The organism is Aquipluma nitroreducens (genome assembly GCF_009689585.1).
GTDB classification, from domain to species: Bacteria; Bacteroidota; Bacteroidia; order Bacteroidales; family Prolixibacteraceae; genus Aquipluma; species Aquipluma nitroreducens.
The window spans coordinates 1,066,533-1,087,540 of record NZ_AP018694.1 but is presented as its reverse complement, the minus strand read 5'-3'; the positions used below and the strand labels follow the sequence as shown (position 1 = coordinate 1,087,540).

At 43.2% G+C, this 21,008-nt stretch carries 19 protein-coding genes; 4 read left to right on the top strand and 15 right to left on the bottom strand.

From position 1 onward, the window contains the following. Nucleotides 1-38: 38 nt before the first annotated feature. On the top strand, nucleotides 39-1,115 hold the full coding sequence (locus AQPE_RS04510; RefSeq protein ID WP_318349854.1) for a glycoside hydrolase family 88 protein: 1,077 nt from the start codon (nucleotides 39-41) through the stop codon (nucleotides 1,113-1,115). Nucleotides 1,116-1,253: 138 nt separating this feature from the next. Here AQPE_RS04510 and AQPE_RS04505 read toward each other — a convergent pair whose 3' ends face one another. The 9 genes from AQPE_RS04505 to AQPE_RS04465 all read right to left on the bottom strand — a co-directional run bounded on the left by AQPE_RS04505 (nucleotide 1,254) and on the right by AQPE_RS04465 (nucleotide 9,406). After that, the gene (locus AQPE_RS04505) at nucleotides 1,254-2,618 is read right to left on the bottom strand and encodes a cytochrome c3 family protein (RefSeq protein ID WP_318349853.1); all 1,365 of its coding nucleotides are present in this window, start codon (nucleotides 2,616-2,618) and stop codon (nucleotides 1,254-1,256) included. Between the two features lie 465 nt (nucleotides 2,619-3,083). After that, nucleotides 3,084-3,815, bottom strand: coding sequence for a TerB family tellurite resistance protein (locus AQPE_RS04500; RefSeq protein WP_318349852.1), 732 nt, complete (start codon nucleotides 3,813-3,815; stop codon nucleotides 3,084-3,086). Further along, nucleotides 3,808-4,395 (bottom strand): dephospho-CoA kinase, encoded by a 588-nt coding sequence (coaE, locus tag AQPE_RS04495; RefSeq protein WP_318349851.1) that lies wholly within the window; start codon nucleotides 4,393-4,395, stop codon nucleotides 3,808-3,810. The genes AQPE_RS04500 and coaE overlap by 8 nt, the downstream gene beginning before the upstream one ends. Nucleotides 4,396-4,399: 4 nt before the next feature. Further along, nucleotides 4,400-5,395 (bottom strand): YbbR-like domain-containing protein, encoded by a 996-nt coding sequence (locus AQPE_RS04490; protein WP_318349850.1) that lies wholly within the window; start codon nucleotides 5,393-5,395, stop codon nucleotides 4,400-4,402. Between the two features lie 71 nt (nucleotides 5,396-5,466). Beyond that, complete coding sequence (yajC, locus tag AQPE_RS04485; protein WP_318349849.1) at nucleotides 5,467-5,787, bottom strand: preprotein translocase subunit YajC; 321 nt, start codon at nucleotides 5,785-5,787, stop codon at nucleotides 5,467-5,469. Nucleotides 5,788-5,802: 15 nt separating this feature from the next. Next, nucleotides 5,803-6,396, bottom strand: coding sequence for a DUF1573 domain-containing protein (locus tag AQPE_RS04480; protein ID WP_318349848.1), 594 nt, complete (start codon nucleotides 6,394-6,396; stop codon nucleotides 5,803-5,805). Beyond that, nucleotides 6,393-7,349: a transcription antitermination factor NusB gene (gene nusB / locus AQPE_RS04475; protein WP_318349847.1), complete on the bottom strand. Its 957-nt coding sequence runs from the start codon at nucleotides 7,347-7,349 to the stop codon at nucleotides 6,393-6,395. Before nusB ends, AQPE_RS04480 begins: the two co-directional genes overlap by 4 nt. Nucleotides 7,350-7,514: 165 nt before the next feature. Continuing rightward, a complete protein-coding gene (locus tag AQPE_RS04470; RefSeq protein ID WP_318349846.1) occupies nucleotides 7,515-8,270 on the bottom strand; it encodes a rhomboid family intramembrane serine protease in 756 nt (251 codons plus the stop codon). Between the two features lie 107 nt (nucleotides 8,271-8,377). Next, a complete protein-coding gene (locus AQPE_RS04465; RefSeq protein WP_318349845.1) occupies nucleotides 8,378-9,406 on the bottom strand; it encodes a threonine aldolase family protein in 1,029 nt (342 codons plus the stop codon). A 70-nt stretch (nucleotides 9,407-9,476) separates the two neighbouring features. Here AQPE_RS04465 and AQPE_RS04460 point away from each other — a divergent pair, with 70 nt between their 5' ends. The 3 genes from AQPE_RS04460 (at nucleotide 9,477) to uvrB (ending at nucleotide 13,727) form a co-directional block, all read left to right on the top strand. Continuing rightward, a complete protein-coding gene (locus tag AQPE_RS04460; protein WP_318349844.1) occupies nucleotides 9,477-10,127 on the top strand; it encodes a GOLPH3/VPS74 family protein in 651 nt (216 codons plus the stop codon). A 26-nt stretch (nucleotides 10,128-10,153) separates the two neighbouring features. Next, a complete protein-coding gene (locus AQPE_RS04455; RefSeq protein WP_318349843.1) occupies nucleotides 10,154-11,452 on the top strand; it encodes a cryptochrome/photolyase family protein in 1,299 nt (432 codons plus the stop codon). 256 nt (nucleotides 11,453-11,708) lie between these two features. Continuing rightward, nucleotides 11,709-13,727, top strand: coding sequence for an excinuclease ABC subunit UvrB (uvrB, locus tag AQPE_RS04450; RefSeq protein ID WP_318349842.1), 2,019 nt, complete (start codon nucleotides 11,709-11,711; stop codon nucleotides 13,725-13,727). A gap of 61 nt (nucleotides 13,728-13,788) precedes the next feature. Here uvrB and AQPE_RS04445 read toward each other — a convergent pair whose 3' ends face one another. The 6 genes from AQPE_RS04445 to argS all read right to left on the bottom strand — a co-directional run bounded on the left by AQPE_RS04445 (nucleotide 13,789) and on the right by argS (nucleotide 20,964). Then, nucleotides 13,789-14,769, bottom strand: coding sequence for an aldo/keto reductase (locus AQPE_RS04445; protein WP_318349841.1), 981 nt, complete (start codon nucleotides 14,767-14,769; stop codon nucleotides 13,789-13,791). 68 nt (nucleotides 14,770-14,837) lie between these two features. After that, a complete protein-coding gene (locus AQPE_RS04440; protein ID WP_318349840.1) occupies nucleotides 14,838-15,854 on the bottom strand; it encodes an aldo/keto reductase in 1,017 nt (338 codons plus the stop codon). A 172-nt stretch (nucleotides 15,855-16,026) separates the two neighbouring features. Next, nucleotides 16,027-16,662 (bottom strand): flavodoxin family protein, encoded by a 636-nt coding sequence (locus AQPE_RS04435; RefSeq protein WP_318349839.1) that lies wholly within the window; start codon nucleotides 16,660-16,662, stop codon nucleotides 16,027-16,029. A 62-nt stretch (nucleotides 16,663-16,724) separates the two neighbouring features. Beyond that, nucleotides 16,725-17,945, bottom strand: a complete 1,221-nt coding sequence (locus AQPE_RS04430; protein ID WP_318349838.1) for an MFS transporter — start codon at nucleotides 17,943-17,945, stop codon at nucleotides 16,725-16,727. A gap of 134 nt (nucleotides 17,946-18,079) precedes the next feature. Beyond that, nucleotides 18,080-18,985 carry a helix-turn-helix domain-containing protein gene (locus tag AQPE_RS04425; protein WP_318349837.1) on the bottom strand — a complete coding sequence of 302 codons (906 nt, stop codon included), beginning with the start codon at nucleotides 18,983-18,985 and terminating at the stop codon, nucleotides 18,080-18,082. Nucleotides 18,986-19,170: 185 nt separating this feature from the next. Further along, nucleotides 19,171-20,964: an arginine--tRNA ligase gene (gene argS, locus AQPE_RS04420; RefSeq protein WP_318349836.1), complete on the bottom strand. Its 1,794-nt coding sequence runs from the start codon at nucleotides 20,962-20,964 to the stop codon at nucleotides 19,171-19,173. Nucleotides 20,965-21,008 lie beyond the last annotated feature (44 nt).

Sequence of the window (21,008 nt, the reverse complement as noted above, 5' to 3'; positions counted from 1 at the left end):
CTAATTTTGGGTACTGAACTTAACGAAACCGAATAGTTATGAACGTGAAAGAAACCAACTCTCGTAGAAATTTTCTGAAAGCCGCCGGTAGCGCATCGCTTGGTATAGCCGGAATAACAGCAATTGGAAATACTTTGCCTATTGAAATTCAGGATAAGAAACAATCAGGACTTATTTTTTTGAAAGACATTTCAGGACTAAAAGATCGTATTGAGCGCGTGAAGATTGCAACTCTTGGAATGCAGCGGTACGATTGGGAACAGGGCACTGTTGCTCAGGCTTTTCTCGAAATGGGAGAGCTGGATTTGGCAATTTCGTTTGCAAGAGGAGCAATTCTCAGGCAAGAAAAGGGTAGGTTCTCTGTTTTGAAAGGAAATGGGCCCATTAACGATTGTTCGAGTGTAGGCGAAGTGGTACTTTTTGCTGCAAAACAAACAGACGATCCGATCTTTCAAAAGGGTGCCGATGAAATGTTGAATGTGATAAAAACCACCAATCATAAGTCTTCCGACGGAATTATTTACCATACACAAGAGCCGCAAAAAGGAATCTGGTCGGATGCCACTTACATGTTGCCACCATTTTTGGCTGCTGCAGGAGAATTTCAGGAAGCCATGAAACAAATTGAAGGTTACCGTAAATACCTCTACAACGAGCATGATAAATTGTATTCGCACATGTGGGACGATGAGAAAAAGCGACTAAACCGCACAGATTACTGGGGTGTTGGCAATGGATGGTCTGCCGCCGGAATGACGCGCGTACTTAAATTGTTGCCCGATTCGATGGCCGCAGAAAAGAAATTACTGATCGGATATATTCGTGATGTGATTGATGGTTGCCTGAAATATCTCAGGCCAGATGGTGCATTTCACGATGTAGTGAATCGTCCGGATACTTTTGTAGAAGTAAATCTGAGCCAAATGCTTTGCTATTCTATTTTCAGGGGTGTGGCTGCCGGATATCTGGATCATTCCTATCTCAAACCAACCGAAATTATGCGGAAAGCCGCCAATGATAAGGTGGACAAACTTGGCTATGTGCAGGATGTGTGTGGTGTCCCAAGTTTCGATCGACCTTATTTTGCTCCTGAAGGACAGGCTTTTTACCTTTAATGGAAACTGCTGCAGCCGATTTGGCAAAGAACAAAAGTTAGGAGCAGTCGGTGAATCATTATCTTGAAATCATATAACGAATAGGCCGCCACAATTTTGTATTGTGACGACCTCATTTCTTCTCCAGGTTGGCTTGAATTAATCTGAAACTCCTTGCGGATTACCGCCTGAGTCTTTCCATTGGAAAGAGTGCGGCCATTTGGCTGTCTCCGTTGTAATTGAAGTATGACAGGTATGACACGCAATTTTTATACGCGGAGAAGTTCCTGCATGCTTTTCGGCAAAATCTTGAATCGTTGCATCGCCGCCTCTGGAGCTTTTGTGGCAGATTCCACAGCTACCAATCGATTTAACCGGGCGGTTTGAACCCTGATATTGTAATTCCTGGTAATTGTCCTTGGCATTCAGCGAAGGAACCATGGCATGTGGACTACCATGACAGGCTGAGCAGAATAGATTTCCGTGACCATGTGCATTTTTGTAGAGTGTAGTTCCTGTATCTATACCGGCTACGCCTTTATGACAGCTAACGCAGTTTGGTTCACCAACCCACGGAACCCTTCCTGCAACGATAGTCGAAGCTACATTGGCCATACTACCATGACAAGTCGTACAATTTCCATCGGCGGCAGTGTGACGCGCGCTACGGCTGCATTTTGTGGTTGCACCCGGATGACAGTCGTAACAGGAAGCTCCTTTGGTTGCATGGTAGCCATGTATTGCTTGCGACAGGTATTTGCCTGAACTACCAGGCCCAGTTGTTCCCAAGGCGGGTGAACCATGACATCCGGCACATAGAACTGGCTTGCTACCCATCAGCTTTGTTCCGTGAGCCTTGTCGTGTTTAGTCAGAATATCGTTAAAAGCATCTGCTCCGTGACATTTGGCACAATTAATCTCATCCGAGGTTGGTATCACTGTTTTTGTGGTGGCCACAATTTTGCCTGTGGCATCTTTTACTGTTATAGTTGCTTGTTGATAAGGATCTTTGACACCTGAGTCATAGACAGGTACCACTGGGATACCTTCAGCGCTAAAAAATCCGGTTTCGGCTTTCATCTTTCCTGAAAGACCATTTCCGGTCAATCCAATGTTTGGGGCTAGTGTTACATTGAAAAGCTGCTTTGCATAGGTCCAAAATTGACCATAATCTTGTTTTCCGGCTGAAAACGTGTTTTTGTCGATTGAATAAGATACAGTTAGACCGGTTGTTACAACCGTTGGTACCTTTCCTCTTTTAACTACCTGTACTTTTAGATTGTTGTAAGGAGGTAGAATCACCATTTTGTCATATGTGGGATTCAGACAGTGCATGCCTAAATCATTCCATGCAAAAACAACATAGGTGTTAGTTCCACCAAATACTACATTACTCGTTGCTGCGGCTTTTTCAGTAGGAATATCTGATATCCCTGTCTGATCTTCCACTGTTTGTTTCGAACAACCCCATGTAATCAATGAAACAAGCAGCACCACTTTCCATCCTGAATTTAATTTTTCCATCTGCTTAATTTTTTAGTTTGTTCATATTTATTGCTTGTATGTTACTGATATAAAGCAATTATAAGTGAAATGTACATTTTATATTTTTCATTATAACGTGACGTTGACAAACATCAGTATGTTGAAAAATATTTAACATATTTACAATACATATATGAATCTATATATTTACTAATATATAAAGGTGGTGTAGTTGTTCATTGAATAATATTGATATAGTTTTTGGCTATCTAATTTATAATCAGTATAAATAAATATTGGAGATTTTTCAACTATTTGGATCTATCAGTATCGGATTTTGAGCAATGCAAATGGAATTGCTAAGTCATACAATCAAAAATTTCAAGTATTTGATTGTATTAATATATCTGGACGACCGTGCGTAGGTCGACTGCCATAATGAGAAAAAGCTTGCAGATTATCTCTACAAGCTTTTTCTGTTATTTCTAATGACTTTTACCAAGTCTAAACAATCCCTCTTTGTTTCTTGATTACTTCCCAGGCTTCGTTTACACTCTGGAATTTCTCATTGGCGCCTTTCTGAACATCTTCTCCCAGATAATGAACTTTATCAGGGTGATATTTCAGGGCCATTTTGCGGTAGGCCTTTTTCAGTTCATCGTCGGTAGCTGTTGGTTCTGTTTCCAGAATTTTGTAAGCGGCATCGGTATCAGCCACAAACATGGCTTCGATAGACTGGTAATCTTTTTCGCTGATTCCCATTTGTTGGGCAATATGCTTAATCAGTTGATGCTCTGATTCGTGAACAATACCATCAGCAGCAGCTATTCCGAAGAGAAAATGTACCAGTTGTAAGCGCGACGGGTGATCCATATTTTTGCGGATCTGCTGGCTTACCTCGGTAACCGGAATATTTTGCTGAAGCAGATCGCGCAATATTTTGATGGCTTCGCCCGCTGCTGCAGGGCCAAAAGACCGTACAAAAAATTCTTTGGTATAATCGAGTTCCGATTTCAGAACCTTTCCATCAGCTTTCATCACGGCAGCAACCAAAACCAGCAGACTCATAATATAACCACCTTTCGTGGTTGGTTGTCCGGGTTGATATTCCTGACGTCCGGTTATTACTTCAGTGTTGTCGAACATTGAACCGACTACAAAACCTAAAATCCCTCCAATTGGTCCGAAAATAGCCCATCCCAGACCACCTGTAATCCATTTTCCTACTTTAGCCATTTGCTTTTATCTTTTTGTCAATTTCTATGATTTGTGGAATGATGAGTTGATCATCGTTATTGCCGATTACAAAATCGGCTAATTTCATGCGTTCTTCATCGCTCCACTGATTCTTTATTCGTTCTTTAACCAATTCTATGGTTATTCCATCGCGTTTCATTACCCGGTGTATTCGTTCATCTTCGTTGGTTACAACGGTAATGGTTTTGTCCATCATTTTATAAAAGCCACTTTCGAATAAAATAGCGGCTTCGTGAATGATATAAGGTGATTTTTGCCTTTCGCACCAATCGAAAAATGTTTTTCGCACCACCGGATGAACGATCTCATTTAATTTTGCCAGCAAAGATGGATCTTTAAATACAATTCCGGCCAGATATTTTCGGTTGACAGTCTGATCGGGCAGGTAAACTGCTGCTCCGAACAAACGAACAAGCTTTTCGTGTATTTCCTCATCAGTATCCATGAGTTTCCTGGCAACCTTGTCGGCTTCAAAAACCGGAATGCCCATTACAGAGAAAACCCTGCAAACAGTACTCTTTCCACTTCCAATTCCTCCGGTAATTCCAATTTTTAACATACGGTTAGTTTTCAATCAGATATTCAATCTCGTCCGGAGTAATTTTTACATCGTAGAGAAAGGCTGGTGCTGTAACCATTTTAATCCGAAGGCGCTGTATTCCTTCTTCAATGTCGGAATACGATACTGCCAGTTTAAAATCTTCAGGATGAATTTCGGTAAATCGGCTCAATCCGACCAGGAAGGAGACTTTTACTTTCGCCGGAAATAACTTTATTTTCACATTGCCGGGCTCGTTGGTCAACATTACCGGAACCGATTGCTGAGCTTCTGTATATTCGTCAACCGGAATTGCCAATTCAACGGATTGAGGATCAAAAAAAAGGTCTTTTACAGGACTAATTTGAGCTTTAATACGAATGGGTAAATCAACTGCGTGAAATACAAGCGCTTTGGTGTAAACAAACTGAAGAGTATCCAGTGTGGCCTTTGGACCATTAACCAGAATTGTTTTGGGCTCAGTAGTTATTTCACCTGAAATAAGGAATTGTTTTTTCAGATTAACATTCACTACAGGTTTAACCCGAACATGCTTTTGAGTCATTTTCCCGAAACTAAAAAACAAAGTATCGGGATTCATATTTAAGATCTCAATGTCGTTCGATAATTGGTACGATAACTCGGTTAGAAATTGACGTGTTGGAAAAGCGAAGCTGGTTTTCTTGTTTTCCATCATCCGGTTATTGGTCATTTCGTTTACATTGAACGAAAGGGGACTCAGTAAGAAACTAAACTCGTGCCTCAGAATAGTGAACCCGTGTGCCCTTACAGTTAGTTCAACCTTCTCGGGCAGATTACCGGTAAACGTTTTATTGTTCGGAAAGTTGTAATACTCAACAGGTGCAATAATTTCTACGGTATAAGTTTTGCTCAGGGCATTCAGAAACCAGAACCCAGTGGCAATAGTAACACAAACCAGATAGGCCGCCACCCGTTTGTCGTTTCTGAAATATACCTTTTTCAGGTATTTTACTAATTTATATACCCAGTTTGTCTTCACGGCATCAAATATAAAAAAATGGGTCGATCCCGAGTACTCGGGACGACCCATTTCTATTTCAGATTAAACTTTTATTTCGTCTGAACGTCAGTCATATCTCTAACCAGGGCAGACTTATCAACCCTGATTTTTACGTTGTCGTCAACCTGAAGAAGCACGTAATTGTCCTTCAATTCAAGAATTTTTCCGTAAATACCACCAGTGGTAACCACTTTATCGCCTTTTTGGAGGCTGTTACGGAACGCTGCAACTTCTTTTTGTTTCTTCATCTGAGGTCTGATCATGAAAAAATAAAATACTGCAATAATCAGAATCATCGGAAGGAATGTCATAATTGGATTTGGCTGAGCGCCATCGGCAGCCGGTTGAGCCATTAATAAATAATTCATCATTTGTATGTTTTTAATTTAACTGTTTAATTCAATTATCTCGTTGGTAACATTTGCTTTTATATAGAGCTGTTTCTGAGCTGTTTCGGCGTTCGAAAACAAGGTGATTGTTTTTAACTGCCGTCCTACTTCGCCCGCCGAGTTGTAAATTACCTCAATTCTTCCTTCCTGTCCCGGAGCAATATTTTTATTCTCTATCTTCACTTCGGTACATCCACAACCAGAATCAACTTCTGTGATGCTTAAAGTTTTTGTTCCTTCGTTTCTGAAAATAAAGGTGAAAGATACGATCTCTCCGGCGTTAAGCGAACCAAAATTATGGATTTCTTCGGAAAAGACAAATTTAGCGACTCCTGATTCATCCGATTTAGTCTTTGGTGTTGCTTTTTGTGTTCCTGAATGACAGGAAGCGAGTATCAAACCAAATAGAATTAAGCACCAGGTTTGAAGACCGAAGACCGAAGACCGAAGACCGGATGGCCGCTCCCTGAGCGCGAAGCTGTTGAAGGGAGCATTCAGCGCAGTAAAGGCCGAAATCCAAAGCTCCATGCTCCATGCTCCAAGCTCTTTTTTATTCTGACTTCTGGCTTCTGACTTCTGACTTATTTTCATTCCTCTTCTTCGCCAATTAAGCCACGACCCGCTTTGAGGATTTTGTCCGCTTTCTTCAAGTCTTTCAGGGCTTTATCGAGTATTCCGTTAATGAAATTACGGCTTTTCTCGGTGCTGTAGTACTTAGAAAGTTCGATGTATTCGTTCATGGAAACCTTGGTCGGGATGGATGGGAAATACAAAAATTCGCTTAACGCAAGTTCCAGAATCAGGTTGTCGATAAAGGCAATGCGCTCGATGTCCCAGTTTACGGTATGCTGTTTAATCAATACCACATTTTCGGTGTGATTCAACACTACTTTCCGGTAAAGGTCTTTGGCAAACTGGCGGTCTTCCTCGTCTTTGTACATCGGCAATAAAGCCTGATTGTCGTCGCTGAATTCCTTGAATTTCTTGAAAGTCTTCAGGATCATACTCACCACAAAATCCAGGTCGTCATTCCAATAAATACTCTGTTCTTCGAGCAACGATTCAATATCTTCATTGTCAAGAATCAGGTATTTAAAAATATCTTCAACCAGTTTGCGGTCGTCGGCATAGCTGTTTTGTTCGGCAGCCATGTATTCCTTGTAAAAATCTTGTTCGGTCAGCGAAAAGTACAACTTGCGGATAAGTTCCTCTTCGTTAACCCAGCTCAATTTGGCCGTTTCGAGGTATTTGGCAAGTGAAGTATTGGTTTTTAACTGATGGATGAGCAGATTATTTACAAAACGGGTGTTGGGTGTAAGATCTGCGGTTGTTGGGCGGTGTTTCTTTAGTCCCAGATCGATACGGTCTTCTGCAAACTTTTCGATCTCAATAACGAGAGCCATCAGATAATGGTACAGATCGTATGTTTTTTGCAAACTGAAAAAGAGTTCTTTTTCGGTGTTGTTGATCGATGTTTCAGGTGATGTAAAGAACGCGTACAATATTTGTAATACCTTGATTCGAATTATTCTTCTGCTAATCATTGTCTTAGAACCTGGTTAAATATGGGGTGGCAAAGTTATGATTTTTTCTCATATCAACCATCAGGAAAAGTTAATAGTCATTTGGAAATAGGAAAAAGTGGACAGTCGCAGTGTTCAGCTGCAGTGTTCAGGAATATTTTTCAGTGCCACTGTAACTGAACATTGCTAACTTTTTCCCTTTTCTACTGTGTCCCACGTGTCTACGTGGTTCTGGGTTCCCGGGTCTTCTTCAGGAGTTATTTCTTCGTTAAATTCTTCAAATTCCGAATCATCATCTTCCTCCTCCGGCTCATTCTCCCAACTCGAAACCGGACGAACCGGTCCCTGATGCCGGTAATAAAAGGCCAGTAAAAATCCGCTGGCCGATCCCCACAAATGACTTTCCCACGAAATTCCTGGTTTGAGCGGGAATATTCCCCAAAACATACTTCCATACAGAAAAACCACAATGATGCCGATTGTTAGCAAATTAGCATCTTTACGGAATACTCCGCTGGAAAACAAAAAAGCTGCAAGCCCGTAGACAATGCCACTGGCGCCAATGTGGTACGAATCGCGTCCACCTAACCAGACGCAGATTCCAGACAGAATATAAATCAGGAAAAGAATGCGGTAGGACAGGTTTCTGTAAAAATAAAACAGCGCAAACGAAAGGATTAGAAATGGAATGGAATTAGACAGCAAATGGTCGTAATTGCTGTGAATAAAGGGCGAAAATATAATTCCCCGCAACCCTTCAATTTGCAGCGGCAAAATTCCATATTCAGTTAAATCCAGATTGTATAGATTTTCGATCAATTTCACCAACCAGAAAATGCCCACAATGATTACCGAAAATAAAAGACTGTATCTGAAAATCTTCTTTTCCATTTCCTTGTCGGTGGGCTCCTGATTTCTGGGGTGATAATCGAATATTGGCATAGATTGAAAAATATTAGGAGATAGGAAAATGGGAAAAGGAGACGGAAGTCCGGAGTCCGGAGACAAAAGTCCAAAGGCTAACCCGCAACCCGAATCACCGTTTCCCGTTAACCCGGCATCAGCGATTTTATCAGTGCTGCAAATTGAATGATGTCTTCTTCTTCAGTGTCAAACGAAGTCATCCACCGAACTTCAGAGCGGTGTTCGTCCCACATGTAAAAGAAATATTTTTCCTGAAGCTGTGGGATAATTTCCGGAGGAACAATTGCGAAAACGCCGTTGGCATCTACCTCTTGCGTGAGTTGTATGGCAGGGATTTTTTTCACTTCCTGTTCCAGAAGTTGCGCCATCCGGTTGGAATGTGTTGCATTCCGTTTCCAGAGGTCGTTTTCGAAATATGCCAGAAACTGAGCACTCACAAATCGCATTTTCGAATACAATTGCATGCTTTGTTTGCGGATGTATTTGGTGAGTTTGGTCAATTCAGGGTTGAAAAACAGGACTGCTTCGCCCATCATCATGCCGTTTTTGGTGCCGCCAAACGAAAGTACATCGACTCCGGCATCAACCGTAAACGCACTGAATGGCAAATCGAGAGCCACGGCTGCATTGGCTAAACGGGCGCCATCCATATGTACAAGCAGCCCGTATTCGTGCGCAAGGGCGGTGATTGCCTTAATTTCTTCGAGTGAATAAACAGTACCGAGTTCAGTGACCTGTGAAATGGAAATTACTTTGGGTTGCGAATGATGTTCAAAATCAAATCCGTGCAAATATTTTATAATTCCGGCTGGCGTAATTTTCCCTTTGAAGGTTTCAACCGGAAGCAGTTTGCAGCCGGTGAGTTTTTCGGGAGCGCCGCACTCGTCGGTTTGGATGTGGGCTGTATCGGCGCATATCACAGCATTAAATGAGTGTGTCAGCGTTGAAAGACTCAGTACATTGGCGCCAGTTCCGTTAAATACAAAATAGACATCGGTTTGCTCACCAAATTCTTGTTTGAACCGTTTGATGGCCTTTTCGGTAATCTCGTCGCCGCCGTATCCAACTGCATGTCCTTCATTGGCAGCAGAAATAGCATTTAAAATTTCAGGATGAATACCTGAATTATTGTCGCTTGCAAAACCTCGTTTCATGGTTTAAAGTTGTAATTTAGCATAGATTGTTATTGGGTATAAATGAACTCAAAAAATCAAATCAAACAAAATGGATAGGTCATTAAAACTGAGCGAAAAATTGTTTTGTCTGGCTGTCAATCCGATAAGGGGAGGTATTCTGCTGAATTCTTCTGCAACGTTGGCTATAACTTTGACGGGTTCTGTTTTTGTCGAATTGATGAATAAAGGACTTGTTTCGATTGAGAAGGGAATTGTTCATCTGGAGGATCCAACTTTTCAGAACGATGAAGTTTATGAGTTTTTCCTGAATCGGATTCGGCTTCGGGGAAAAGATCGAAAGCTGAGAACGTGGATTTCGTATTTTAATGTCCGGGGACGTAAAATCCAGAAGCACTTTATTCGAAGTCTGGTGCATAAAAATGTGCTTCGAACCGAGGAAAGACGGATTCTGTTTATTCCATACGAAAAGGTTTTTCTGAGGGATCGCGATTTGGTTGAAAGCATCCTGAAAGAAGTTGAAACGTCTTTGCAGGGTAGGGGAGAACAAAGTGACGAATCGATTGTATTAGCCATGATGGTTGCTAAAACTAATTTACTACGGCGGGTTTTTCCTGAACGGGCACAACGAAAAGAAGCGTCCAGATTCCTGAAAAATTTACCGGAAACTACGGTTTCAAAAGCCGTTCAGGATGCTATTCAAATGATGCATGCAGCTGTTTTTGTTGCTGCAGGCACTTAATTATTTTAAGTAAAATTCGATCAGGGATGGAAAAAGTAAACATATTTTGGTTTAGGCGCGATTTGCGGATTGACGACAATCATGGTTTGTTTCAGGCATTGAATGCCGGCTTGCCGGTTGTTCCCGTATTTATCTTCGATCCGGCAATTCTGGCCCAGTTCCCCGATCCAAACGATGCCCGGCTAACTTTTATTCACCGTTGCCTGACTGATCTTGATTGCGAATTCCGCAAATTCAATAGTAGTTTGCAGGTTTATGTTTCCTCTCCGGAAGTAGTTTTCGGACAACTGGCCTCCAAATATCCAATTCATAGTGTTTTTACCAATACAGATTACGAACCAGCTTCCATTCTGCGTGATCAGAAAGTAGCCCAAATTCTTCTAAATAAAGGAATTGGATTTCATAGTTTTAAAGACCAAATCATTTTCCATCAGAATGAAGTCGTAAAAGCCGATGGCTCGCCATACACAGTTTTTACGCCATACAGCAAAAAATGGAAGGAAAAACTGGCATCACATCCAATTCCGGTTTACGAAAGCGAAAAACATCTGTATAGCCTTAAACACCTGTCGTCAGACTATTTCCCGGAACTGACTGAAATTGGATACCAACTTCAGGATCGATCATTTCCTGAAAAGAAATTCGACTCAATTTTGGTTGAAAATTATGCGAAAACCCGCGATTTTCCGGCTGAAAATGGCACCAGTAAACTCGGGGTTCATCTTCGGTTTGGTACAATCTCGATCCGCAAACTCACACAATTTGCTCAAATGCATTCCGAAGTTTTCCTCAATGAATTGATTTGGCGAAACTTTTACATGGATATTTTGTGGCATTTCCCTCATGTAGTAGAAAAATCGTTTAAAACAGCTTACGATTTTATTCCATGGCTCAACAATGAAAGTGAATTTGAGCGGTGGTGCACCGGACAAACCGGTTATCCGCTGGTCGATGCCGGGATGCGCGAACTGAACGAAACCGGATATATGCACAATCGGGTTCGTATGGTAGTAGCAAGTTTTCTGACTAAACATCTGCTCATCGACTGGCGATGGGGCGAAGCCTATTTTGCATCCAAATTGCTCGATTATGAGTTGGCTTCAAATAATGGAGGGTGGCAGTGGGCAAGTGGTTCGGGCTGCGATGCTGCTCCGTATTTCAGGGTTTTTAGTCCCGATTTGCAAACCAAAAAGTTCGATCACGATTTCAAATACATCCGAAAATGGGTGCCTGAATATGGAACATCGAGCTATCCAAAACCCATGGTCGACCATGCTTTTGCCCGAAACCGCGCCATAGAAACTTACCGGAAAGCCTTGAAATGAAATCAGAACAAAATTGGCTTGTCACTCAGACCTTCCTGCCCGCTCGCTTGTCAGGCGGGGTTTCAGGGTCTCATCACTGAAGGGATGCTGAAACAAGCCTTCGACGTGAGCTCAGTCGAACGTTCAGCATGACATTGTAATCAAAGTGGGAACAAATCATGCCAAGTGATGTTAGATTCAAATCAGGAAAAATGCTAATTTGCAAGCCTTGCCATTGATTAATGGCTAATCATTTTCTGTTGAAAACAATTCTGCAATGGACTTTAAAATTGTTTCTGAATATCAACCAACTGGCGATCAGCCAGAAGCGATTCGTCAACTGACGGAAGGTTTACGCAACGGCACCACGTTTCAAACGCTTCTTGGTGTAACCGGATCGGGGAAAACGTTTACCATGGCCAATGTGATTGAACAGGTGAAACGTCCCGCACTGCTATTAAGCCACAACAAAACGCTGGCTGCCCAATTGTACAGCGAGATGAAGCAGTTTTTCCCGGAGAATGCGGTTGAATATTTTGTCTCCTATTACGATTATTACCAGCCCGAAGCTTACCTTCCAGTCAGTAATACATACATTGAAAAGGACCTTTCGATTAACAAGGACATCGAAAAGCTCCGGTTGAGCACAACTTCGTCATTACTCTCCGGAAGGCGCGATGTGATTGTTGTTTCATCGGTTTCGTGTTTGTACGGTATTGGGAATCCGGCCGATTTTCATGCCAATGTAACCAATGTTCACAAAGGCGAAACCATTAGTCGAAATGTTTTTCTCCGGAAGTTGGTCGATGCGCTTTATTCACGCAACGAAATCGAATTTAACCGTGGAAATTTCAGGGTAAAAGGCGACAGTGTAGATATTTTTCCTGCATATGCCGACATTGCTTACCGCATTGTTTTCTGGGGCGACGATATTGAAGAAATATATTCATTCGATCCGGTTGGTGGTGGAACCATCGAAGAATTGGACATGGCCGTTATTTATCCGGCCAACATGTTCGTTACCACCAAAGAACGCATGCAGCTAGCCATTCGTCAGATTCAGGATGATTTGATGAAGCAGGTCGATTTTTTCAAAGAAATTGGCAAGCCACTGGAAGCCAAACGGATTCTGGAACGGGTTGAGTATGATCTGGAAATGATGCGGGAACTGGGCTATTGTCCCGGAGTTGAAAACTATTCGCGGTATTTTGATGGACGCGTAGCCGGATCACGGCCCTTCTGCCTGCTCGATTATTTTCCTGACGATTTTGTGACCATTATTGATGAAAGTCACGTGACTTTGCCTCAAATCAGGGCAATGTTTGGTGGCGACCGTTCGCGAAAAATCAATCTGGTCGATTATGGTTGGCGTCTTCCGGCAGCCATAGATAACCGGCCACTTACATTCGATGAATTTGAAACGGTGGTTGATCAAACTGTTTTTGTGAGTGCCACACCTGCAGATTACGAACTGGCGAAATCGGAAGGAATTGTGGTGGAACAAGTGATCCGTCCAACCGGGCTGCTCGATCCGATTATTGATGTTCGTCCAAGCATCAACCAGATTGATAACCTGATGCACGAGATTCATTTGAGGATCGAACGCAACGAACGGGTATTGGTAACCACGCTGACCAAGCGCATGGCCGAAGAATTGAGCAGTTATCTGTCAAATATGGGCGTTAAAACCCGCTACATCCATTCCGATGTTGATACACTCGAACGGATTGAAATCTTGGAACAATTACGTAAAGGTGAATTTGATGTATTGGTCGGAATCAATTTGTTGCGCGAAGGTTTGGATTTGCCTGAAGTTTCGCTGGTTGCCATTTTGGATGCCGACAAGGAAGGTTTCCTTCGCTCCGAACGTTCGCTGACACAGACAGCAGGTAGGGCAGCCCGAAACCTCAATGGAATGGTGATTATGTATGCCGATAAAATAACCAACTCGATGCAGCGAACCATCGATTCGACCAACTACCGGCGCGAGAAACAAATGAAATACAACATCGAAAACGATATAACTCCAACTCAAATCATCAAAGCCAGTCGGGAGATTGCAGGTTATTCAAGCATTGGCATGAAAGTAAAAGTGAAAGGATACAGTGGCGACGAAACAACGAATCTGGCTGCCGATCCTGTTGTTCAGTACATGAGTGTTCCGGCTCTGGAGAAAGCAATTGCCAAAATCAAAAAGGAAATGGAAGCCGCGGCCAAAGAGCTCGACTTTTACGAAGCCGCCCGCCTGCGCGACGAAATGTTTAAATATCAGGAAATTTTGAAAGGAAAAGGGTAGATTATCTGATGATTGAGGGCTTCACTCCAAGTGAAACCCTCAATAAAGTCCGCTTCAATCATTATTTTCCCACCATTTTAGCCATGCTTTCGGGGTAACGCGGCCCCGTGTTTGGGTATTTTACCAATAGGTTTTCAATATCCTGAAGGTCTGCATTAGTCAGATTTACATCTACAGCACCTGCATTGTCAACGAGGTATTTTCGGCGCTTGGTTCCCGGAATAGGAATGATGTTTTCGCCCTGAGCCAGAACCCAGGCCAAAGCCAATTGTGCCGGAGAGCAATGTTTAGCAGTCGCCAATTCAGCAAAGGCCACAGCCAGTTTGGTGTTGTTTTCCCAGTATTTATCTTCGAAACGGGGCAATGTCTTACGAAAATCTTTATCGCCCAACGATTTTTTGTCAACCGTGTTGGTAACCAATCCTCTCGAAAGCGGACTGAATGGTACAAAGGTTATTCCCAGTTCCCGGCACAACGGAATAATTTCGGCTTCAACCTCGCGGGTAAGCAACGAATATTCGCTTTGGAGAGCGGAAATTGGATGAACAGCATGGGCTTTCCTTATCGATTCTGCTGAAGCTTCCGAAAGTCCCAAATAACGAACTTTTCCTTCTTTGACCAGCTCGCTCATGGCGCCAACCATTTCTTCCACCGGAACATTTGGGTCGATGCGATGCGCATAATACAAATCGATGGTCTCAATTTTCAGGCGGCGGAGGCTGGCTTCAATCGCTTTGCGCATATAAGCAGGCGAACCGTCGAAGGCCATTTTGTAATCCGGCGTGGATTGGAAGCCAAACTTCGTAGCAATGAATATCTTGTCGCGGTTGGGCGCCAAAACCTGCGAAATCAGTTCTTCATTGGTCCCGTTTCCGTATACATCGGCAGTATCCCAGAAGTTAATGCCTAAATCTAGTGCTTTGTGCAATGTTTCTATCGATTCAGGATCATTCTTCTCGCCATAGGCATGGCTCATTCCCATGCAGCCCAGTCCAATGGCTGAAAGCTGGATTTCGGTATTTCCTAATTTTCGGTATTTCATTTTTACGTTTTTATTTGCTCAACCTAACTACCGGTTTCAAAAAACTGTTAGGTTTGATGAATGAAAATTTACTTTTTGCGGTCAGCGCCTTGCCGATCAATCATCCAACCTGGATATTCAGGAGCAAGTTTGCTAACTGCATCAAGTTTAGCTAATTCTTCAGCGGTTAATTTTACTTCAGCAGCCTTCAGGTTATCGAGCAATTGTTCCTGTTTTTTTGCCCCGATAATAACCGTTGTTACCACCGGCTGGTGAAGCAACCAGGCCAAGGCAATCTGGGCCACGGTTACGCCTTTTGCTGAAGCAATTTCCTGCATCACATCAATAATGTCGAACGATTTGTCTTTATTAACCGGAGGAAAATCGAAATTCACACGACGGCCTTCTTCGGTCGACGCGTTGCGGCTGTATTTCCCGCTCAGGAAACCGCCAGCCAGAGGGCTCCAAACCATCAACCCGATTTTTTGGTCGAGCAACATTGGCACTAATTCACGTTCCAGGTCGCGACCAGCAATGGTGTAATAAGCCTGAAGTGATACGAATTTGGCGAGGTGTTGCTGTGCCGAAATTCCCAGCGCTTTCATGATGTGCCACGCGGCTAAATTCGAGCAACCGATATAGCGCACTTTTCCGCTTTTTACGAGCGAGTCGAGGGCATCCAATGTTTCTTCCAGCGGAGTAATCGGGTCGAAGCCATGAATCTGGTACAAATCGATGTAATCCATGTTCAGGCGCTTCAGGCTCTCGTCGGCTTGTTGCAAAATATGCTTCCGGCTTAATCCTGAATGGTTTGGGCCAGAACCCATTGCGCCGCGTACTTTGGTGGCCACTACCAAATCATCGCGGTTTAATCCGAGGTCGCGGATGGCCTGACCGGTCATTTTTTCGCTTAACCCTTCACTGTAAATGTTGGCTGTGTCAATGAAATTAATCCCGGCATCAACCGAAGTTTTAACCAGTTGATTTACTTCATCCTGAGGCATTGTCCCAATGGCAGTCCACATACCGCGTCCGCCAAATGTCATGGTTCCGAGGCAAAGCTCCGAAACTTTTAATCCGGTGTTTCCTAATAAATTGTACTTCATGTTTTCCTGTTTTTAGAAGCCCCTCCCTAACCCTCCCCGAAAGGGAGGGAATTAGCAGGCGCAATGATTTTACTTTAGTTTCTGTAGATAACCATCTAGTAATTAAAGCTTGAAGTTACTATTTGGTTTTCATCTTTAAATTCTCAAATTTTCTAATCTTCAAATTTGGATTTTATCTGATAAAATTGGTCATCACTTTTTGAACTGGCTTTGGCGCTGGTAACGATTTTTTGGTTTGCTCGCGCATTTGCATCAGCCAGGCCATGTTGTTGCCCAAAACCTGCATAATCTGCATGCCTTCCGCATCCTGCAAAACTTCCCCCTCAATGCGGCCATGAATAACGTTCCAGTAGTTGGAGGTAGCCAAAAGCATTTCGGTATAGGTTAAATAATGGTATAAGCCATCCAATGTGGAAGAGCCGCCTGTTCGGCGCACAGCTACCACGGCAGCGCCCACTTTGTGCCGAAACAGGTTGCCGTTGCTTCCGGCCACGTAGAAGGCGCGATCTAGAAAGCTTTTCATTGTTCCGGGTATTCCGGAGTAATGAACGGGCGCTCCCAGAATAATGCCGTCGGCACTTTTCATCTCCTGAATCACTTCGTTGACCACATCGGTTTTGATGCTGCACTTTTCGTCCTGATTTTTACGGCACAATCCACAGGCGGTGCAGCCGCGAATGACTTTATTCCCGATATGGATAATCTCAAAGTCGATTCCGTTTTCCTTTAGTGCCGAACCAACCGTTTCAAGAGCTAAGTGCGTGTTTCCCTTTTTGTTTGGACTTCCGTTAATGGCTACTACTTTCATGTTGTATTTAAATTTTTAAGTTTCTAAGTTACAAAGTTCCTGATTTCCTGAGCAAATAATAGTTATGCTTTGGCGATTTCTACAACTTCAATGTTTGCCAGCCTTTTTCGTTTTTCTTTCAGTAAAAGAACCGAGATAACTAGTGCGAAAAGCAGCATTTGCAGGTTTACGCCAAGCCATCCGCCGTATTTCCAGCAATAGATACCGATGAGCGTTCCTAACGCACCGCCAGTGAAAAACGATGTCATGTAAATGGTATTGATTCGACTGTGCGACGATTCGTCGAGCGTGTAAATCATGGCCACATTGGTAACCTGAATAGCCTGGGCGCCCATATCAAGCAGGAAAACAGCCAATACCAGCGCCGGAATGGAGGTTGGTAATGAAATCATCAGCAAAATACTGACAACAATTAATCCGAGTGCGATGAACCGAACTTTTTTGCTTCCACCTTTATCTGCCCGTTTACCGAAAACTGGCGCCAGCAAAGCTCCGGCAATGGCCACCAAACCGAACAGACCAATAATGTTGCTCGAAAAGTTGAAAGGTTCGCCACTTAGATAGAAGGTCAATGTGGTCCAAAATGAGCAGAACAATCCAAACTGAAGGATGCCAACCAGCGAAACTTCGCGAAGCAATGGAAAACGCTTGATTTGTTGCAGTGCTGAGCCGAGCAACTGAGGATAACTTCCGGAGAAACGGGTGGGTACATTGGGCAATTTGATTTGCAGCATAACCGTGGCCAGTGCTACAGCGCCAGCCGAAATGAGGTAAACATATCGCCAGCCCAGCCATTCGGCAATGCTTCCGCTAAACACACGGGCTGCCAGAATCCCGATCAGCACACCGGTAAAAATGGTTCCCACGTTTTTGCCGCGGTTTTCACTGTCCATTCCGGCAGCCATGGGCATAATCACCTGAACCGATACCGAAAACATACTGATCAGCAAGCTCAGCGCCCAAAGCTGAAAAATACTGTGTGTGAAAGTGACCAGCAAAAGAGCTGCTATTAACAAAATCTGAAGGCTGATAATCAGTTTTTTCTTGTTGATTTTGTCGCCAAGCGGGGTCAGGAAAAACAATCCGAGCCCGTACCCAATCTGCGAAAGCATGGAAACCATTCCGGCTTGAGACTCTGTAGAGCCTAAGTCGGCTGCAATTTCTTTCAGGATGGGCTGGTTGTAATAAATGTTTGCAACGGTTATCCCAGCAGAAACGGCCATCAGTCCGATTAAGAAGCGTGATACCGGTTGTTTGGATGTTATATGATCTGAATTTGTCATGTCAATATGGAAATTTGAATACTGAAGTTTGATTGGTTCGCGAAACTGATTCCGCATTCAGTAAATTTATACGACAAAAATAGATCAGCAATTGTTTTCTTCAGATATAAAAATCAAACGAAAAACTGCATAAATCAAACATTGGTTTCGTTTCGGAAAATTTTAGGTGTTTGATTAAAGTTCTTCTTGAAAAAGTTGATGAAGTGAGGCAATTCTTCAAACCCAAGCGAATAAGCAATTTCAGAAATGTTCCAGTTTGTCTGTTTTAGCAAGGCGCGGGCTTCCTGCGAAACGCGTTCGGCAATTAATTGCGAAGTGGTTTTTCCGGTTACTTCCTTTAGGCTGCGGTTCAGGTGATTGACATGGATGGAGAGATGCGCTGCAAAATCGTTGGGCGTGCGTAGTTTCATGCGTTGCACGACCGATTCAATGGGGAACTGACGTTCCAACAATTCCGCAAACAGCGAAGCAATGCGTGCAGTTCCGTTTGATGGAGATAAACGGGTGGCTTCGGTTAACTGCATTTTCAATGCAGTGTGAATCAGGTTAAAAACCAAGCCACGGAGTACATCGTATTTGTATAAATAGTCCGAAGCAATTTCATCAAACATTTTCTGATAGATCGCTTCGATTTCGGCCAACTGGCTATTGTCTAGCAAATAAACCAGATTGCTGCCGGGCCTGTAAATGGGATAATCTTTAATAGCGCCGTACTGGCTGAAAAATTCCTCGGTGAAAATGCAAAATACTCCGGATTGGTTGTCTTCGAGCGGTTCCCAGTTGTACGGAATCATTGGATTCGAGAACATCAGCGCATTGTGTTCGCTCAGCACTGTTTTGTCGGCGTAGTGAATTTTATTGGCGCCTTTCAGAAGCGTAATTTTGTAGTAATCTTTCCGGCTGTAGGGAACAGGCTTGTTGGCACAACAGAAATCTTCGCGGTGAAATATGTTGAAGTGCCCGATCTCTTTTTTCAGGCTTTCCGGAATGCAATTAAACTGATTCTGGTAAAATTCTTCGATGGATTGCGCTTTTGTCATGCCGCAAAGTTGCAAAAATCAAACGAAAGATCAAAAAGACGAATAAAAATATTAGCTGTAATCTTCAAAAAGTAAAAACCCCGAAAACCATCACTGATTTTCGGGGTTTTTGTTTCTGACTTCTGTCGCAGGTCTCCCTTCGACTGCTTCGCGCTCAGGGAGCGGCTTTCCATCTTCCGACTTTTTTACATCCTTTCCGGAACATCGATGCCCAACAGTTTCATGCCGGTTTTAATGGTTTTGCCAACGTTTTCGGCAATGACCAGCCGAAGGTTGCGGACATCTGCATTTTCTTCGATGATGATCGGGAATTCGTGGTAGAACTGGTTGAATTCTTTGACCAGTTCGTAAATATAATTGGCAATCAAAGCCGGGCTGTAATTGTCGCCAGCTTCTTTCACGGCCACCGGAAATTGAGCAATGGCTTTGATTAATTCCAGCTCTTTTTTGCCAATCTGCAATTTGCTGTCAATGGTTTGATTAATCGCAATGCCTCTGTCGGCTGCTTTGCGCAATACCGAACGGATTCGTGCATAAGTATATTGAATGAACGGGCCGGTGTTGCCATTAAAATCGATGGATTCTTCCGGATTGAAGAGCATGCTTTTCTTTGGATCGACTTTCAGGATAAAATATTTGAGTGCGCCCAAAGCAATCATTTTATACGTTTCGGCAGCCTGTTCGGGAGTGTAACCTTCGAGTTTACCCAATTCTTCAGATGTTTTGCGCGAAACTTCAATCATTCCGGCTACCAGGTCATCGGCGTCAACTACGGTTCCTTCGCGCGATTTCATTTTTCCCTGCGGAAGTTCAACCATTCCATAAGAGAAATGGTGCAAGCCTTTGCCAAACTCAAACCCTAATTTGTCGAGCAAAATTGATAAAACCTGAAAGTGGTAATTTTGCTCGTTACCAACCACATACACCATTTTGTCAATGGGGTAGTCCTGAAAACGTTCTTTGGCCGTGCCAATATCCTGGGTCATGTAAACCGAAGTGCCATCGCTGCGGAGCAAAATCTTTTGATCCAAGCCTTCGGCGGTCAGGTCGGCCCAAACCGACGAGTCTTCTTTCTGGTAGAAAACGCCCTCAGCCAATCCTCGTAAAACCTCATCTTTCCCGTACAGATAAGTTTCCGACTCGTAATATATTTTGTCGAAATCAACTCCAAGTTCTTTGTAGGTCACGTCGAAACCAGCGTAAACCCATTTGTTCATGGTTTCCCAAAGCTGGATGGTTTCAGGGTCTTTGGCTTCCCATTTCAGGAGCATTTCGCGTGCGCCAACCATTGCAGGAGCATTTTGTTCGGCTTCTTCCTTGGTTTGCCCTTGTTCAATCAGTACCACTATTTCTTTTTTGTATTCCTGATCGAATTTCACGTAGTAGTTACCTACCAAATGGTCGCCTTTGATGCCGGTATTTTCTGGAGTTTCGCCATTGCCCCACATTTTCCAGGCATACATCGATTTGCAGATGTGGATTCCGCGGTCATTTACAATATTGGTTTTCACCACTTTGTTTCCGTTGGCTTTCAGGATTTCGCTAAGCGAAAAACCAAGCAAATTGTTGCGGATGTGGCCTAAATGTAAAGGTTTATTGGTGTTTGGCGAGGAATATTCTACCATAACCAGCTTCGACGAATCGGTTGGTTCGGTAATTCCGTAGTTATCTGTTGAACCAACCGAATTAAGCACCGAAACCCAATATTCTGACGAAATTACCAGATTCAGGAAGCCTTTAACAACATTGTATTTCTCAACTTCAGTAACGTTTTGCTGAAGGTAATCGCCAATTTCGGCGGCTGTTAGCTCCGGCGACTTTTTCGACATCCGTACAAACGGAAATACCACCAGCGTGATATCACCTTCAAACTCTTTCCGGGTATTTTGTAGCTGAACGAGGCTTGAATCTATTTGTTGCTGGTAGCATTTTTCAATGGCTTCAACAATCTGGTCACGTATAATCAGTTCGATCGACATTTTTTGTACTTTGAAATTTGAGCGACAAAGATATTTATTTTCTC

Bases quoted from the DNA above. Each gene is read 5' to 3' on its own strand.
- argS (WP_318349836.1), bottom strand. From the start codon at position 20,964: ATGTCGATCGAACTGATTATACGTGACCAGATTGTTGAAGCCATTGAA.
- AQPE_RS04455 (WP_318349843.1), top strand. From the start codon at position 10,154: ATGGAAAAAGTAAACATATTTTGGTTTAGGCGCGATTTGCGGATTGAC.
- AQPE_RS04510 (WP_318349854.1), top strand. From the start codon at position 39: ATGAACGTGAAAGAAACCAACTCTCGTAGAAATTTTCTGAAAGCCGCC.
- coaE (WP_318349851.1), bottom strand. From the start codon at position 4,395: ATGTTAAAAATTGGAATTACCGGAGGAATTGGAAGTGGAAAGAGTACT.
- uvrB (WP_318349842.1), top strand. From the start codon at position 11,709: ATGGACTTTAAAATTGTTTCTGAATATCAACCAACTGGCGATCAGCCA.
- AQPE_RS04425 (WP_318349837.1), bottom strand. From the start codon at position 18,985: ATGACAAAAGCGCAATCCATCGAAGAATTTTACCAGAATCAGTTTAAT.
- AQPE_RS04480 (WP_318349848.1), bottom strand. From the start codon at position 6,396: ATGAAAATAAGTCAGAAGTCAGAAGCCAGAAGTCAGAATAAAAAAGAG.
- AQPE_RS04460 (WP_318349844.1), top strand. From the start codon at position 9,477: ATGGATAGGTCATTAAAACTGAGCGAAAAATTGTTTTGTCTGGCTGTC.
- AQPE_RS04430 (WP_318349838.1), bottom strand. From the start codon at position 17,945: ATGACAAATTCAGATCATATAACATCCAAACAACCGGTATCACGCTTC.
- AQPE_RS04470 (WP_318349846.1), bottom strand. From the start codon at position 8,270: ATGCCAATATTCGATTATCACCCCAGAAATCAGGAGCCCACCGACAAG.
- yajC (WP_318349849.1), bottom strand. From the start codon at position 5,787: ATGATGAATTATTTATTAATGGCTCAACCGGCTGCCGATGGCGCTCAG.
- AQPE_RS04435 (WP_318349839.1), bottom strand. From the start codon at position 16,662: ATGAAAGTAGTAGCCATTAACGGAAGTCCAAACAAAAAGGGAAACACG.
- AQPE_RS04465 (WP_318349845.1), bottom strand. From the start codon at position 9,406: ATGAAACGAGGTTTTGCAAGCGACAATAATTCAGGTATTCATCCTGAA.
- AQPE_RS04500 (WP_318349852.1), bottom strand. From the start codon at position 3,815: ATGGCTAAAGTAGGAAAATGGATTACAGGTGGTCTGGGATGGGCTATT.
- AQPE_RS04505 (WP_318349853.1), bottom strand. From the start codon at position 2,618: ATGGAAAAATTAAATTCAGGATGGAAAGTGGTGCTGCTTGTTTCATTG.
- AQPE_RS04440 (WP_318349840.1), bottom strand. From the start codon at position 15,854: ATGAAGTACAATTTATTAGGAAACACCGGATTAAAAGTTTCGGAGCTT.
- nusB (WP_318349847.1), bottom strand. From the start codon at position 7,349: ATGATTAGCAGAAGAATAATTCGAATCAAGGTATTACAAATATTGTAC.
- AQPE_RS04445 (WP_318349841.1), bottom strand. From the start codon at position 14,769: ATGAAATACCGAAAATTAGGAAATACCGAAATCCAGCTTTCAGCCATT.